The sequence below is a fragment of the Rhizobium sp. 007 genome (assembly GCF_015353075.1).
Lineage (GTDB): Bacteria > Pseudomonadota > Alphaproteobacteria > Rhizobiales > Rhizobiaceae > Rhizobium.
Map to the genome: position 1 here is coordinate 1,457,676 of NZ_CP064187.1, position 12,832 is coordinate 1,470,507.

Consider the following 12,832-nt stretch of genomic DNA (forward strand, 5'->3'; position numbering starts at 1 on the left):
CAATTACATTCAATCTGCATGTTTATAGAAACATTCTGCCTGTATGTAAAGGAATGCCGATGGCACGCAACAATCGAGAACGGACAGATGCCACTCGGACAGCACTGCTGGATGCCGCCAGAGCCCTCTTCGTGGATAGAGGCTATGCCGAAACCGCGACTCCGAATATCGTCGCTGCAGCGAACGTGACGCGCGGCGCACTCTACCACCACTTCCCGGACAAGAAGGCGCTGTTCACCGCAGTGGTCGAAAGGGAAGGCGCTGCCGTAGCTTCCGAAATAGAGGAGCGGTCGTCGGCAACGTCCTCTGCGCGTGATGCAATCCTCGCTGGGGCGGCCGCATACTTCGACGCGATGGCCGTGCCAGGGCGGACCAGGCTTCTGCTGCTGCAGGCTCCGGCTCTCGTCAACGAGGATCAGGTCGAGAGCACTCTCAGGAGCGGGCTCTCGGCACTCTTGGCAACTTCAGGGTCGCTGGGCCTCGTCGACCCACTGACGGTCCTTCTTTCGGCCGCGTTCGACCGGGCGGCACTCGAAATTGATAGGGGCCGGAAGAGGTCGGACTACGAGGAGGCGATCGTAACGTTGATCGACGGCCTCGTGGATTGAACGTCCGCGTACGGCGCATTGCTGTCGAGACGTTCGTCTGCAGTCGGCCCGAAGCGGTCCTTACAGAAGTTGCCGGCTGCCGTATCCCCTTTTCATGACGTAATGTATGATGGAACGTTGGAGACGATGTATCTGGACCAGGAGGGGGAAATGGATACTAGCGCGTCGAACGCGGACATTGCGCCGTCAAGACTGTCAATCGTCCATATTGCGCTTCAATTGGGACTCGTCGCCCTTCTAGTCTATGTCTGCGCTAGGATCATACAGCCTTTCCTGGGCGTCCTGCTTTGGTCGGCGATCCTGGCGGTCATGCTTCATCCTTTGCATATCCGCCTATCCGACCGGCTCGGCAATCGCTGGTCGGCATTTCTCATCGGCATGGTCGGGGTTGCCGTCGTGCTGGTACCTATGTACGTCGTGGTCACATCGCTTGGGTCTTCCATTTATTCGCTTATTTCCGGCTTGCAGAACCGCAGCCTGACTATTCCCCCGGCTCCAACGTGGCTTGGCGATCTGCCGATGGTCGGAGCCAAGCTCTCGGAGGGTTGGTCGCTCGCTGCCGCCAACCTACCCTTGGCACTCAGCGAATACGGCCAGATGCTGACCAAGCCCGCTGCGTGGCTCGCATCCTTCGCTGGAGGTTTGGCCGCTGGCGGCCTATCTTTCGTTCTTTCAATCGTGATCGCCGCCGTGCTGATCGCGTATGCCAGGGGTGCTGCGGCCTTTGCCCTCAGTCTGCTGGAGCTAGTCACCAACAGCAAGGTGCGCGGGGAACGGCTCCTCCATCTGACTGCTGCGACAATCCGAGGCGTGGCGGTCGGGGTGGTCGGCGTGGCGGTGATCCAGTCGCTGCTCGTTGGCGTGGGCTTCTTCGCTATTGGCCTCCCGGCGGCCGGGACTCTGACGCTTGTCACGTTTCTAATAGCGCTCGTGCAGGTGCCGGCGCTGCTGCTGACCCTGCCTGTCATGGCCTATGTCTTTGCCACGGAAGCAACAACAACAGCAGTAATCTTCGCCGTTTGGGCCTTCGTCGCGGGGGTGAGCGACAATATCCTCAAACCATTGATGCTCGGCCGCGGATTGGACGTGCCGATGCCGGTCATTTTGGTCGGTGTCATCGGGGGGATGATAGCCGACGGCCTTCTGGGTATATTTGTTGGCCCCGTGCTGCTGGCGGTCGGCTTTGTGTTGCTGATGGAATGGATGCATGAGCGCCGGGTCGGAGACGAAGCGCAGCTCGAAGGGCCGGCGCCATGATTGCAATTGTTGCTCTCGGCTTGCTTGCGATGTCGATATGCCTCGCGCTGCAGGCACTGGCTTCAGTGCTCGCCGCTCGCTACTTTGCTCATGCCCGCACACAACCCGTGGGCCTAAAGCCGTGGCGGACGATCTTCCTGCAATTCTCGATTTTGATGGTCATGCTCATGGTGGGCAATATTGTCCAGGTCGCATTTTGGGCACTGCTATATAGCTTGCTTGGGGCTTTCGAGGACTTCGAAACGGCAGTGTATTTTTCGGGCGTCACCTTCACCTCGCTTGGCTATGGCGACGTGGTGCTTGATGGCCGTATCCGGCTGCTGGGGCCGCTACAGGCGGCCAATGGACTGATGATGTTCGGGATCACGACCGCCCTCTTTTTTTCGGCTATCCAGCAGGCAATGGGGAAATTGGCCGCGGCAAATAGAACCGCGCGTGAGCCGTAGGATACTGGAGCAATGACCGCTTGTGGCCATAAGCGGTCATTTCAAAAGCTTTGCCATAAGAGGATTAGGCCGGTGTGCATCGACAATTTCCCAGCCAATTTTGTAATAGAAACCCACTGCGTCGGGCGCTGCGTGGGCTTCTAGCCTGACTGCCTCGTGAGCCATGGCTAGTCTCTCGACGGCGGTCATCATGGCTCGGCCGATACCTTGCCGCTGGCGCTCCGCAACGATTGCAACCGTGCGAACCACCCCATTCCCGTTCCCAGTGAGATCAAGACGGACGGCACCGACGCACTCATTGCCATCGACAAAAATCAGCGGAAGATGCTCCGGCTTTCTGTCGTCAGGATGGTGATCGTCGTATCCAGACAATCCGCGCAGATCGAACAGCACATGCCGTCGAATCTGATGATACGCCTCCCATTCAGATTCGCTCGATACCCGTACTAGCTTCAAATCAGCAGCCTCTCGCAGTAGAACGATTATAGGGGCGGTCCATCGGGGCGCAATGACCGCAATTGGCGCGTTTCCGGAAGCGGCCGATATTGTTGAAAATGTCCGCCGCCTAAGCCAAAGAGGACGTTTGCGTAGAATATCGTTCCGCCCGGAGGCCGATCCCGAATCCTGATTCCGGATAAAGCCTCGCGATGAACTGAGATTGCCAACGCTTGCTCTATCGTGTGTAGGACTTTTTCAACAATATCGGTCAAAACCGGACGTCGCGCCACACGATGTTGGAATGTACATTTCAATTGGCGCGCAGGGCGAGATGAAACTGGGCACCACTATGTCATTGTTGCGCCTGTTGATTTCTAAGATCGCTTTCCGGAGCCGAGGGTCTACTTTGCGCACGTGGCCGCCATTTTACGGCGAAGCACACTCCGGCAGGCGCAGCGGCTTCTTTATCTTCGCGAGCTCTTCCGCCTTGGCGCAATCAGGAAAGCCGACGAGCCGCATGGTTTCGATCAACCGCTGGCGCTCCGCTTCGTTGAATCCGGGAATATTGACAAATCCCTCGACGGTCAAATTGGGAAACCGCCTGAGTGCGTCCGTTACTGAGACCTTCGCCTCTTCAGTTCGGCCAAGAGCCGCAAGCGCGCCAGAACGCATCACCCAGTGTTTCCTTCCATAGTTTTCCGGCGTCAAGCGGTCCAGCATCCGCAGGGCATCCTCATACCGGCCAGCCATGAAGTAGGCATGAGTGAAAATCCTGGCACTCCACATCGGGAAACCGGGGTTGAGACTGACCGCCTTCACCACTAGATTTTCATCTCGATCCGGATGCCATGAACAAGCTTGCCGCTCTTATTGAGCACCCGCCCGGCCGGCTGCGGGGCCATAGGATGGACGACCAAGCATCCCTTTCCATCCCACGCCTCAATCGCCCGGATCACGTCGCGATTGTCCGGCATCATGGTCCCGTCTGGCGAAATATCGTGAATTGGTCCGCCGACCGAATCGAAGATGAAGACCGAAGGCCACCGGTGGTGATGGACCGGTTCTTCCTCATCGGACTTCAAGGTAACCTCAAGCACACGCAAATTGTCGTTCTCGAAAAGCACCTTATGGTTGGCGGGCGCGGCCACAACCGCATCGAGCGCCGGGTCCCATCTGGCCGGGTTGGTCTGGTCGGTCATTGCTTTCCTCACCATTGGTGATCGGCGGCCCGATAGCCGTCATCCAAAAACTGATATCAGCAAACAGCCGGGAAGCCTATCCCAGACCTCCCGGAGCAGTTGCTGTTCGAGCACACAATCAAGCCGTTGCTGTCGGACACGCCCAAGGCACTTATTGTCTCGGGAAGCTTGGCTCCCTAGAAAATTTCGGCCTGAAGTGTCCAGTTGTAGTCGGGGGCGCATTTGGAGGCCGCTGGCGAATCGCGTCGCAGGTGAATCTGTTCGAATCTCGACCGGCGAAATGGCGCGCCGGACGAGATTCGAACCGCTAGTGCTCCGTACGTCCGTTTTCGGCCCAAAGCGGCCAATCACTCAGCTAAATATAGTGTCGGCTTCGCGCCTTGTCGGCCGTTCGAGGCGGCGATAGACATTCTCAGAAGCCGACGTTCGTTCAGCTTTGCTAAGATTATCCGTTACGTCATCGTGTCGGTCGCTCGAAACAATGATTTTGTCTTCACTTTCCGGAGAACGGAGGTTCTAATTTTATGGGAGCTGCTTCGAAGTCGGTCCTGGATCGCGGAAGGGGACGTGACATGGTGGATTCTGATCGGATCGACAACCTGATCGCAGCGGTGCCCCCCGCCTTGGCGCTTCGCGCCGGGCTAGACCTTGGCATCTTCACCCAACTTGGTGGCAGCGCGGTGACTGCTGACAGCCTTGGGGCCGTGCTCAAAGTCGAGCCCGACCGTCTGTCGCGGCTCCTCTACGCGCTCGCCAGCATCGGTCTCCTCGAAGTCAAGGATGGCCAATTTAGCAACGGAGCCGAAGCGTCCGCCTTCCTCGACGCGTCCAAGCCGACCTATCGCGGCGGCGATCATGCGCTCCTGCGCGAGCTCTGGGGAGCCGACCTGCTAACCGCAGAGTCGCTGCGACAGAACCGGCCGGCTGCGCTGCACGACTTTTCCGAAGCGGGGCCTGAGGCCGCGGCGGCATTCAGCCGCATGCTCGCACCGGGTGGGGTGATTTTCGGCCGACATCTGGCCCAGGAGATAGACCTCTCGGCGATCGGTTCGGTGATCGACATCGGTGGGGGGCCCGGGACCATTCTCGTTGGCCTTCGCGAGCGGCGGCCGCAGATTGCGGCGACGCTGATGGAACTCCCAACGGTCGCAGCGGTCGCGCCAGATATCCTGTCAGAATACGGTGCCAACGACGTGGTTGTCGAAGAGGGGGACATAACTGTCGCGCCATCGAACGGTCGGCACGATCTGGCGATCCTGAAGGCCGTCGTCCAGGTCCTTCCGCCGGACCAGGCGCGCAGTTCGATCCTGAACGCGGCGCGTTGCCTCACACCCGGAGGCGAGATCGCAATTGCGGGGTGGGGTGTTGTCGATGACGACCGCCTTGGCCCGCCTGAGGGTGTCTTTCTGAATCTCACCTTCTTGAACCTCTATCGCCACGGCGAATCGTACACTGAAGGTCAGTATCGTGCGTGGATGACCGAGGCTGGATTGCGGGATATCTCCAGGTCGCGCCTGACGGACGGCTCCACGTTGTTTCGTGCGCGCCTCACGGGCTGATCGTGGCTGAATGGTTGGTTTCGGACGCAAGGCACTCCGAGGCGCGAAGCTAACTTTACCACACCAAACGCGCTGGTCTGCTTTCAAGCCCGTCCAACTTGAAAGCTGACTATCCGTTTGCGGCCTCATTTGGCCGGAGAGACAATGGTGCACAATGACTGGTGTTGGCGCTTTCCGGAAGTGATCGCTCGACCGCTTTCGGCCAGACCTAGGGAGGCGAGTCAGAATGCCTGCCATGGCCGAACCGACTGAACCGGCCCTTGCGTAAACAAATTAGTATGAACTCGCCCTTGAAGGCGGCGCACCACAGATCGTTCGGCAGCAAGGGATGAGCTAAGGCCGTTCCCTTACCGCGAAAGCGTGGCGTTTACGGGCATGGGCGACCAGCCCGTGCCGGTCGAGAACGGCATGCACCGTGCTCTTGGACGGCACAAAACGTCACCCATCTCTCGGGCAGGCATATTGATTTTAAAGTGAAATTTGCCGTACCTAGAGGCGTTGCCAATCTGGTCTCTGAATGTCCAATGATGGAGTTAGGATGCCGAAGCAGATCGACGAAGCCTTGCGGATGACCGGCCCCGTCCTCTCAGCGCGATTTGATGGCTATTCTTTCGCATTTGCTGCTGGTTCGATCATTCGCGGGGAGGGTACAGAAAACTCCGACATCGACCTGGTGGTCGTGTTCGAGAGGCTCGATCGTGCATGGAGGGAGTCGTTCGTTGACAACGGTCTCCCCTTTGAAGCGTTCGTACATGATCCAGAGACGCTCAACTGGTTTTTTGAGCGCGACTTGAATTCCGGCCATCCGCTAATCGTAGACATGGTAGCGTCCGGACGGATTATAGGGCCGGGCAAGGAGAACGGCCGGGTTTGGCAAAGCCATGCTGCGCAATTGCTGAAGGACGGTCCACCTGAGCTTGCCGGACAGGAGCTGGACGCTCTCCGATATCTAATCACCGATTTGTTGGACGATCTTCGGGGTGAACGCAGCGGAGCTGAAATCCGCGCGATTGCGTCCCAGCTTCATCAGCCTCTTGCCGATCTGATGCTTCTTGGCGGCACATGGTCCGGGAAAGGAAAATGGATTCCCCGCCTTCTGAAGCAGCTCGACAACGAGTTGTTTGAGACGTTCGACGTAGGTTTCAAACGCGCCGCTGAAGGGCGGGCTGGAGAGCTTTGCCGTTTGACAGAAGCGGAACTGGCTCGCAAAGGTGGCCGGTATTTCGATGGAGATCGCCGCGAGGCGCCCCTTGATGCCCGCAAGGCAAGTGCCGTGCCGGGACAGTCCCGCTGACTTGCGATTAGCTGGGCTTCGATGCAGGATTTGGGATGGTGAAAATCTTTTTTGATGTTGATGGTGTTCTCATCGATGGCTGGCATTCAGATCCGTCGCTTCGCAAGCCCTGGGATGCGACGATCGAGGCTGATCTCGGCGTTGACCGGGAAGCATTCGGCAACCTCTTCTTTGGAAATGCGGGCGACCGTTCGATCTCGCTTATGGCTGAATGCATCACCGGCAAACGCGATCTCGCTGAGGCGCTTGCCGAGATTCTCCCGGAGGTTGGATATCACGGCGATGCGAAGGACTTCATGAGATATTGGTTCGAAAAGGATTCGAATCTCAACAGGGAGGTCTTTGATCTGGTCGAGAGCATAAGGAGCGGCAGTGATGTCGAGCTCTACGTCGCAACCGGCCAGGAGCATCACCGGGCGCGATTTCTCTGGAACGAGCTCGGCTTCTCGAAGCTGTTCGACCGTATGTTTTACAGTGCGGAAATTCGATACGCGAAGAAGGACATCCGCTTTTTCGAGGCGATCAATTCCCGATTGAGCATCGGCTCCGGCGAGCGCCCGATATTTTTCGACGACCAGCCCGAAATCGTGGCGGTGGCGAGGCAGGCCGGCTGGGACGCAAATCCGTTCGTTTCCGCGTCAAACATTCGCCAGCTCCCGCGGCTGCGCCATCTTTGGGCATCCGGGTGATCGTCGGTGGATATGGTCCGCGTTTCCGCCCTGGAATGCGCGCAAACGCTGTACGCTTCGCAGGGCGGCTAGGCGGGAGGTGAATCCGTCAGTGGCTTCCGGCTTTCTTGCTGGCGAGCAGCATCACATAGTCTTCGGCCGCGTCCGCAAGCGCGAGCGCCACTTCGGCAGGCGTCCAGCCGTGTTGCTGCAAGCGCTTGATCATTTCGAACATCGCGGCTTCGACTTCCGTGCGGCAGTTCAGAGGATGCTCCGGTCTGCCATTTGCATGCTGAGAACCTTGAATTTCTATCATTTTCTCTGCCCCCGTGTTTTGGACCCCGTGCTATTTCAGGCGCCATTTTAGGCAAAGAGCATCGCATAACTTCACGCTGAAGCAAGTGGATGCCTAATCAAGAGTTAAAGCAGACCGTTGCATGACGTCATTTGACGACATTTCAGCAAACCGCGCATTGGCGAATTGGTGGGCTGGAATGCCACCATGCCCTGTCGCGGCGCCTTAGCGGTCATCACCCCAGTCGAAAAACGGGCGGTAGACGCGCCTTGCAATCATCAGGCTGCGGTCGGGACGGATGATGTAGGTCTCCTCCACCTCGCGTCCCCTGTTATCGTAAAATGTATGCGGGAATGAGGAACCGATCGGTGATTTCGTCAGCTTCGTGCGGGGCTGGCCGCTATAGGTGATGCTGCCGGGGATGGGCTCCAAGCCGGGACCGGAAATGTCGCCTACGGCCGTACATCCTGCGATCAATGCCCCCACGATAAGAATTGCGGCAAACTTGGCTTTCATCGGGGTGCTCCATGACGTGGGTCGGCAATGCTATCCTAGATAGGTATGCCCCTCCGCTTTTCCATGGCCGAACGAACGCCGATCCTTCAGTGTACGCTGCCAATCAGGCGGGTATTTCGGCAACCAGGTTGTGAGCGATGGGAATGCTCGCTGGCGATAAAAAAGCCGCCGGAGGACCTCTCCGGCGGCTTTTCTCAAGGCAGTTTCGTTGGCTCAATGCAGGATCTGGCTGAGGAAGAGTTTGGTGCGCTCGTGCTGCGGGTTGTCGAAAAATTCGGCGGGCGAATTCTGTTCGACGATCTGGCCCTGGTCCATGAAAATGACGCGGTTTGCGACCTGACGGGCAAAGCCCATTTCGTGGGTCACGCAGAGCATCGTCATGCCTTCTTCCGCAAGACCAACCATCGTATCCAGCACTTCCTTGATCATTTCCGGATCGAGCGCCGAGGTCGGCTCGTCGAAAAGCATGATCTTCGGGTTCATGCATAGCGAGCGGGCAATCGCCACGCGCTGCTGCTGGCCGCCGGAAAGCTGGCCGGGATACTTGTTCGCCTGTTCCGGGATCTTGACGCGCTTCAGGAAGTGCATGGCGACCTCTTCGGCCTGCTTTTTCGGCATCTTGCGCACCCAGATCGGCGCCAGCGTGCAGTTTTCGAGGATCGTCAGATGCGGGAACAGATTGAAGTGCTGGAACACCATGCCGACTTCGCGGCGCACTTCGTCGATCTTCTTCAGGTCGTTCGTGAGCTCCGTGCCGTCAACGAGGATGTGACCCTTCTGGTGCTCTTCCAGACGGTTGATGCAGCGGATCATCGTCGACTTGCCGGAGCCCGACGGGCCAGCGATGACGATGCGCTCGCCGCGCATGACCTTGAGGTTGATGTCGCGCAGTACGTGGAAATCGCCGTACCACTTGTTCATGTTGATGATCTCGACCGCCACATCCGTTGCGGAGACGGTCATTTTCTTGGGTTCAGCCATGTTTATTCCCTCATTCTTATCGTTTGTGGCCGGTGTCGAGGTAGCGTTCCATGAACACGGAATAGCGCGACATGCCGAAGCAGAAGATCCAGAAGACGAAGCCTGCAAAGACGAGGCCTGTCAGCGGCGTGACCGAGCTTGCCCAGTTGGCGTCGGTGAAGTTCAGGCGGACGATACCAAGCAGGTCGAACATGCTGATGATCGAAACGAGCGACGTATCCTTGAACATGCCGATGAACGTGTTGACGATGCCCGGGATGACCAGCTTGATCGCCTGCGGCAGCACGATGAGCCGCATCTTTTGCCAATAGCCGAGCCCGAGTGAGTCGGCTCCCTCATACTGGCCCTTCGGGATCGCCTGCAGGCCGCCGCGAATGACTTCTGCCATATAGGCGGAGGCGAAGATCGATACGCCGATCACCGCGCGCATCAGTTTGTCGACATTCCAGCCGGTCGGCAGGAAGAGGGGCAGCATGACGCTTGCCATGAAGAGGACCGTAATCAGCGGTATGCCGCGGATCACTTCGATGAAAGTGACGCAGACCATCTTCACGACGGGCATTGTCGATCGCCGGCCAAGCGCCAGCACGATGCCGAATGGCAGCGAGACCGCCATGCCGACGAAGGAAACGACCAGCGTCACGAGCAGGCCGCCCCAGAGCGGCGTGTCGACGACTTCAAGGCCGAAGCCGCCATAGAGCATGAAGAACGAAACGATCGGCAGCACGGCGAAGAGCAGGATCGCGTTCAGACCTTTGCGCGGTACCGACGGGATCAGCATCGGGATCAGCAGCAGTGCAAAGAGGATGAAGACGATCGTCGGACGCCAGCGCTCGTCGAGCGGATAACGGCCGAATACGAACTGATCCAATTTCGCATTGACGAAGGCCCAGCAGGCGCCGCTCCAACCATCGGGCTGAATGCCGCCTTGAACCGCGGTTGCACAGAAGGTGCGGTCGGTACCCGTCCACACGGCCTGGATGAACAGCCAGTCGATCATCTGCGGCAGGACCCAGGCGAGGGCGGCGATCGCAAGCACCGTCAGCAGGATGTCCTTGGGCGTTGCAAGCAGGTTGCGCCGTATCCAGGCGACAGCGCCGCGTTCGCCGGGCGGCGGCGGTTCAGCCGTGAGGATCGCCGTTCTGACAAAGGGGGTGTTGGCAACGGACATCTTATCTCTCCACCAGTGCCATCTTGGCGTTGAACCAGTTCATGAACAGCGACGTGAGGATGCTGAGGCTGAGATAGACGACGATCCAGATCAGCACGATTTCGATGGACTGGCCGGTCTGGTTGAGGGTCGTTCCGCCGACGGCGACAAGGTCCGCAAAGCCGATCGCAATGGCGAGCGACGAGTTCTTCGTCAGGTTCAGATACTGGCTCGTCAGCGGCGGAATGATGATGCGGAAGGCTTGCGGCACCACCACAAGACGGGTGATGCCAGAAGGATGCAGTCCGAGTGCGCCTGCCGCCTCCGACTGTCCTTTGGCTACGCCGCGAATGCCGGCGCGGACGATCTCGGCAATGAAGGCTGCCGTATAGAAGGAAAGCGCCAGGAAGAGTGACATGAATTCCGGGCCGACGACCGAGCCGCCCGTCAGGTTGAACTTGCCGGCGACCGGAACGTCGAATGACATCGGCAGGCCGGTCACCAGGAAGGCAAGGACCGGCAGGCCGGCGATCAGTGCGATCGATGCCCAGATCGTATGGAACGGCTGGCCAGTCGCGGCCTGGCGCTTATGCGCCCAGCGCGCGGTTATAATGGCGGCGATGATGCCGACGATAAAGGCGATCAGAACCGCCCACATGCCTGGTTCGAAGATCGGCTTCGGAAAAGCCAGACCGCGATTGTTCAGGAACATGTTCAAGGGCAGGTGATACGATTCTCTGACCGCGGGCAGAATGGCAAGAACGCCGGAATACCAGAAGAAGATGACAAGCAGCGGCGGGATGTTGCGGAACACTTCGACATAGACCGTGCACAGCTTGGCAATCAGCCAGTTGTGCGACAGGCGCCCGATGCCGACGATAAAGCCGATGATCGTTGCGGTGATGATACCCGTAACCGCGACCAGGAGGGTATTCAAGAAGCCGACGAGGAGGGCGCGGCCATAGGTCGAGTCACTGGAGTAGGAAATCAGCGATTGGCCGACCTCGAAGCCGGCGCGTCCTCTGAGGAAGGCGAAACCAGAGGCCGTATTGCTGCGTGCGAGATTCTCGATCGTGTTGTCCACAATCCACCAGACCACCCCGGCGATCACGAGGACGGTGAGAACCTGATAAAAGATACCCCGGTATTTGGGATCATACATGGCGGACCGGAAGGTCCCGCCGGTTTTAGGCAACGGTGTCGTGCCCAGAGCCTCTTGCGTCATGCCGAGCCAATTCCCCTATGTGCCCGTTTTGGGCTTTTTTCTTGGACGTGGGAAAGGCGGTTGCCCGCCTTTCCGGTATTTCATTCCAGGCCAGCGATCAGCGGACCGGGGGCGCGTACTGGATGCCGCCCTTGCTCCACAGAGCGTTCAGGCCGCGTTCGATCTTGAGCGGGCTGCCCTGACCGATGTTGCGCTCGAAGACTTCGCCGTAATTGCCGACGCCTTTGATCACATTATACGCCCAATCGTTGGTGAGGCCGAGGTCGGTGCCGATCTTGGTGTCGGCTTCGGAACCGAGGAAGCGCTTGATATCCGGGTTCGGCGAGTTCTTCATCTCGTCGACATTGGCCTGGGTAATGCCGAAGTCTTCAGCATTGACCAGAGCGAAGGCCGTCCAGGAGACGACATCGAACCACTGGTCGTCACCCTGGCGAACGGCCGGGCCGAGCGGTTCCTTGGAGATGATCTCCGGAAGGATCATGTGCTCGTCGGGGTTCTTCAGCGTCAGACGCAGAGAATAAAGGCCGGACTGATCGGTCGTGTAAACGTCGCAACGGCCGGAGTCGTATGCGGCGTTGACTTCCTCGAGCTTTTCGAAAACGACCGGGTTGTACTGAAGGTTGTTGGCCTTGAAGTAGTCGGCGAGGTTGAGTTCGGTGGTCGTGCCAGCCTGAACGCAGACGGCAGCGCCGGAAAGCTCGAGAGCCGACTTAACGTTCAGGCCCTTGCGAACCATGAAGCCTTGACCGTCGTAATAGGTGACCGCGCGGAAGTTGAAGCCGAGAGCGGTATCGCGGTTGATCGTCCAGGTCGTGTTACGCGACAAGACGTCGACTTCGCCGGACTGCAGGGCCGGGAAGCGGTCTTTCGCGGAAAGAGGCGTATACTTGACCTTTGTCGGATCGCCGAACACGGCTGAAGCGACCGCCTTGCAGAAATCGACGTCGAAGCCGGCCCAGTTGCCGGACGCGTCAGGCTGAGCAAAGCCGACGAGGCCGCTGTTGACGCCGCACTGGACGAAACCCTTTGCCTTCACGTCAGCGAGAGTGGCTGCCGAGGCAGCCGAGGCGCCAAGGGCGAAAACTGCTGCGCCGACGGCGGCGGACAGGAGCTTAATCTTCATTTTTCCCAACCTTTATCTGTTGTCTTATGTTTTTGTGGAGGGGACGGCTGAAGCAAACCATTCGCCCCCCAAT

Annotated in this window: 15 protein-coding genes and 1 pseudogene; 6 read left to right on the plus strand and 10 right to left on the minus strand. The window is 58.6% G+C overall.

Annotation, left to right across the window (positions count from 1 at the left end; all coding sequences use genetic code 11):
- The first annotated feature begins 59 nt into the window (after nucleotides 1–59).
- The 3 genes from ISN39_RS07370 to ISN39_RS07380 all read left to right on the plus strand — a co-directional run bounded on the left by ISN39_RS07370 (nucleotide 60) and on the right by ISN39_RS07380 (nucleotide 2,311).
- The gene (locus ISN39_RS07370) at nucleotides 60–608 is read left to right on the plus strand and encodes a TetR family transcriptional regulator (RefSeq protein WP_194729481.1); all 549 of its coding nucleotides are present in this window, start codon (nucleotides 60–62) and stop codon (nucleotides 606–608) included.
- 150 nt (nucleotides 609–758) lie between these two features.
- Nucleotides 759–1,865, plus strand: a complete 1,107-nt coding sequence (locus ISN39_RS07375; RefSeq protein WP_194729621.1) for an AI-2E family transporter — start codon at nucleotides 759–761, stop codon at nucleotides 1,863–1,865.
- Entirely contained in the window at nucleotides 1,862–2,311 is a 450-nt protein-coding gene (locus ISN39_RS07380; protein WP_194729622.1) for a potassium channel family protein, read from the plus strand. Before ISN39_RS07375 ends, ISN39_RS07380 begins: the two co-directional genes overlap by 4 nt.
- 36 nt (nucleotides 2,312–2,347) lie before the next feature.
- On the opposite strand, the gene ISN39_RS07385 is transcribed toward ISN39_RS07380, so the two are convergent.
- The 3 genes from ISN39_RS07385 to ISN39_RS07395 all read right to left on the minus strand — a co-directional run bounded on the left by ISN39_RS07385 (nucleotide 2,348) and on the right by ISN39_RS07395 (nucleotide 3,948).
- Nucleotides 2,348–2,767: a GNAT family N-acetyltransferase gene (locus ISN39_RS07385; RefSeq protein WP_194729623.1), complete on the minus strand. Its 420-nt coding sequence runs from the start codon at nucleotides 2,765–2,767 to the stop codon at nucleotides 2,348–2,350.
- Nucleotides 2,768–3,175: 408 nt separating this feature from the next.
- Nucleotides 3,176–3,571, minus strand: coding sequence for a hypothetical protein (locus tag ISN39_RS07390; protein WP_194729624.1), 396 nt, complete (start codon nucleotides 3,569–3,571; stop codon nucleotides 3,176–3,178).
- Nucleotides 3,571–3,948 (minus strand): hypothetical protein, encoded by a 378-nt coding sequence (locus ISN39_RS07395; protein WP_194729625.1) that lies wholly within the window; start codon nucleotides 3,946–3,948, stop codon nucleotides 3,571–3,573. The genes ISN39_RS07390 and ISN39_RS07395 overlap by 1 nt, the downstream gene beginning before the upstream one ends.
- Before the next feature lie 572 nt (nucleotides 3,949–4,520).
- On the opposite strand from ISN39_RS07395, the gene ISN39_RS07400 reads away from it, so the two are divergent.
- Nucleotides 4,521–5,507 carry a methyltransferase gene (locus ISN39_RS07400; protein ID WP_194729626.1) on the plus strand — a complete coding sequence of 329 codons (987 nt, stop codon included), beginning with the start codon at nucleotides 4,521–4,523 and terminating at the stop codon, nucleotides 5,505–5,507.
- A gap of 280 nt (nucleotides 5,508–5,787) precedes the next feature.
- On the opposite strand, the pseudogene ISN39_RS36170 reads toward ISN39_RS07400, so the two are convergent.
- Nucleotides 5,788–5,939 (minus strand): annotated as a pseudogene (locus ISN39_RS36170) (IS481 family transposase); the annotation flags it as partial.
- A 106-nt stretch (nucleotides 5,940–6,045) separates the two neighbouring features.
- On the opposite strand from ISN39_RS36170, the gene ISN39_RS07405 reads away from it, so the two are divergent.
- Complete coding sequence (locus ISN39_RS07405) at nucleotides 6,046–6,801, plus strand: nucleotidyltransferase domain-containing protein (RefSeq protein ID WP_194729627.1); 756 nt, start codon at nucleotides 6,046–6,048, stop codon at nucleotides 6,799–6,801.
- 35 nt (nucleotides 6,802–6,836) lie between these two features.
- Nucleotides 6,837–7,490, plus strand: a complete 654-nt coding sequence (locus tag ISN39_RS07410; RefSeq protein WP_246763303.1) for an HAD family hydrolase — start codon at nucleotides 6,837–6,839, stop codon at nucleotides 7,488–7,490.
- Nucleotides 7,491–7,578: 88 nt separating this feature from the next.
- On the opposite strand, the gene ISN39_RS37605 is transcribed toward ISN39_RS07410, so the two are convergent.
- From ISN39_RS37605 to ISN39_RS07440, 6 genes are all read right to left on the minus strand, one after another.
- On the minus strand, nucleotides 7,579–7,704 hold the full coding sequence (locus ISN39_RS37605; protein WP_275593272.1) for a hypothetical protein: 126 nt from the start codon (nucleotides 7,702–7,704) through the stop codon (nucleotides 7,579–7,581).
- A 285-nt stretch (nucleotides 7,705–7,989) separates the two neighbouring features.
- Entirely contained in the window at nucleotides 7,990–8,280 is a 291-nt protein-coding gene (locus tag ISN39_RS07420) for a hypothetical protein (RefSeq protein WP_074067951.1), read from the minus strand.
- A 213-nt stretch (nucleotides 8,281–8,493) separates the two neighbouring features.
- Nucleotides 8,494–9,261 carry an amino acid ABC transporter ATP-binding protein gene (locus ISN39_RS07425; RefSeq protein WP_022715463.1) on the minus strand — a complete coding sequence of 256 codons (768 nt, stop codon included), beginning with the start codon at nucleotides 9,259–9,261 and terminating at the stop codon, nucleotides 8,494–8,496.
- A gap of 16 nt (nucleotides 9,262–9,277) precedes the next feature.
- On the minus strand, nucleotides 9,278–10,432 hold the full coding sequence (locus ISN39_RS07430; RefSeq protein WP_074067953.1) for an amino acid ABC transporter permease: 1,155 nt from the start codon (nucleotides 10,430–10,432) through the stop codon (nucleotides 9,278–9,280).
- A gap of 1 nt (nucleotide 10,433) precedes the next feature.
- Nucleotides 10,434–11,636, minus strand: a complete 1,203-nt coding sequence (locus ISN39_RS07435) for an amino acid ABC transporter permease (RefSeq protein ID WP_074067955.1) — start codon at nucleotides 11,634–11,636, stop codon at nucleotides 10,434–10,436.
- 97 nt (nucleotides 11,637–11,733) lie between these two features.
- Complete coding sequence (locus ISN39_RS07440; protein ID WP_074067956.1) at nucleotides 11,734–12,759, minus strand: amino acid ABC transporter substrate-binding protein; 1,026 nt, start codon at nucleotides 12,757–12,759, stop codon at nucleotides 11,734–11,736.
- Between the last annotated feature and the right edge of the window lie 73 nt (nucleotides 12,760–12,832).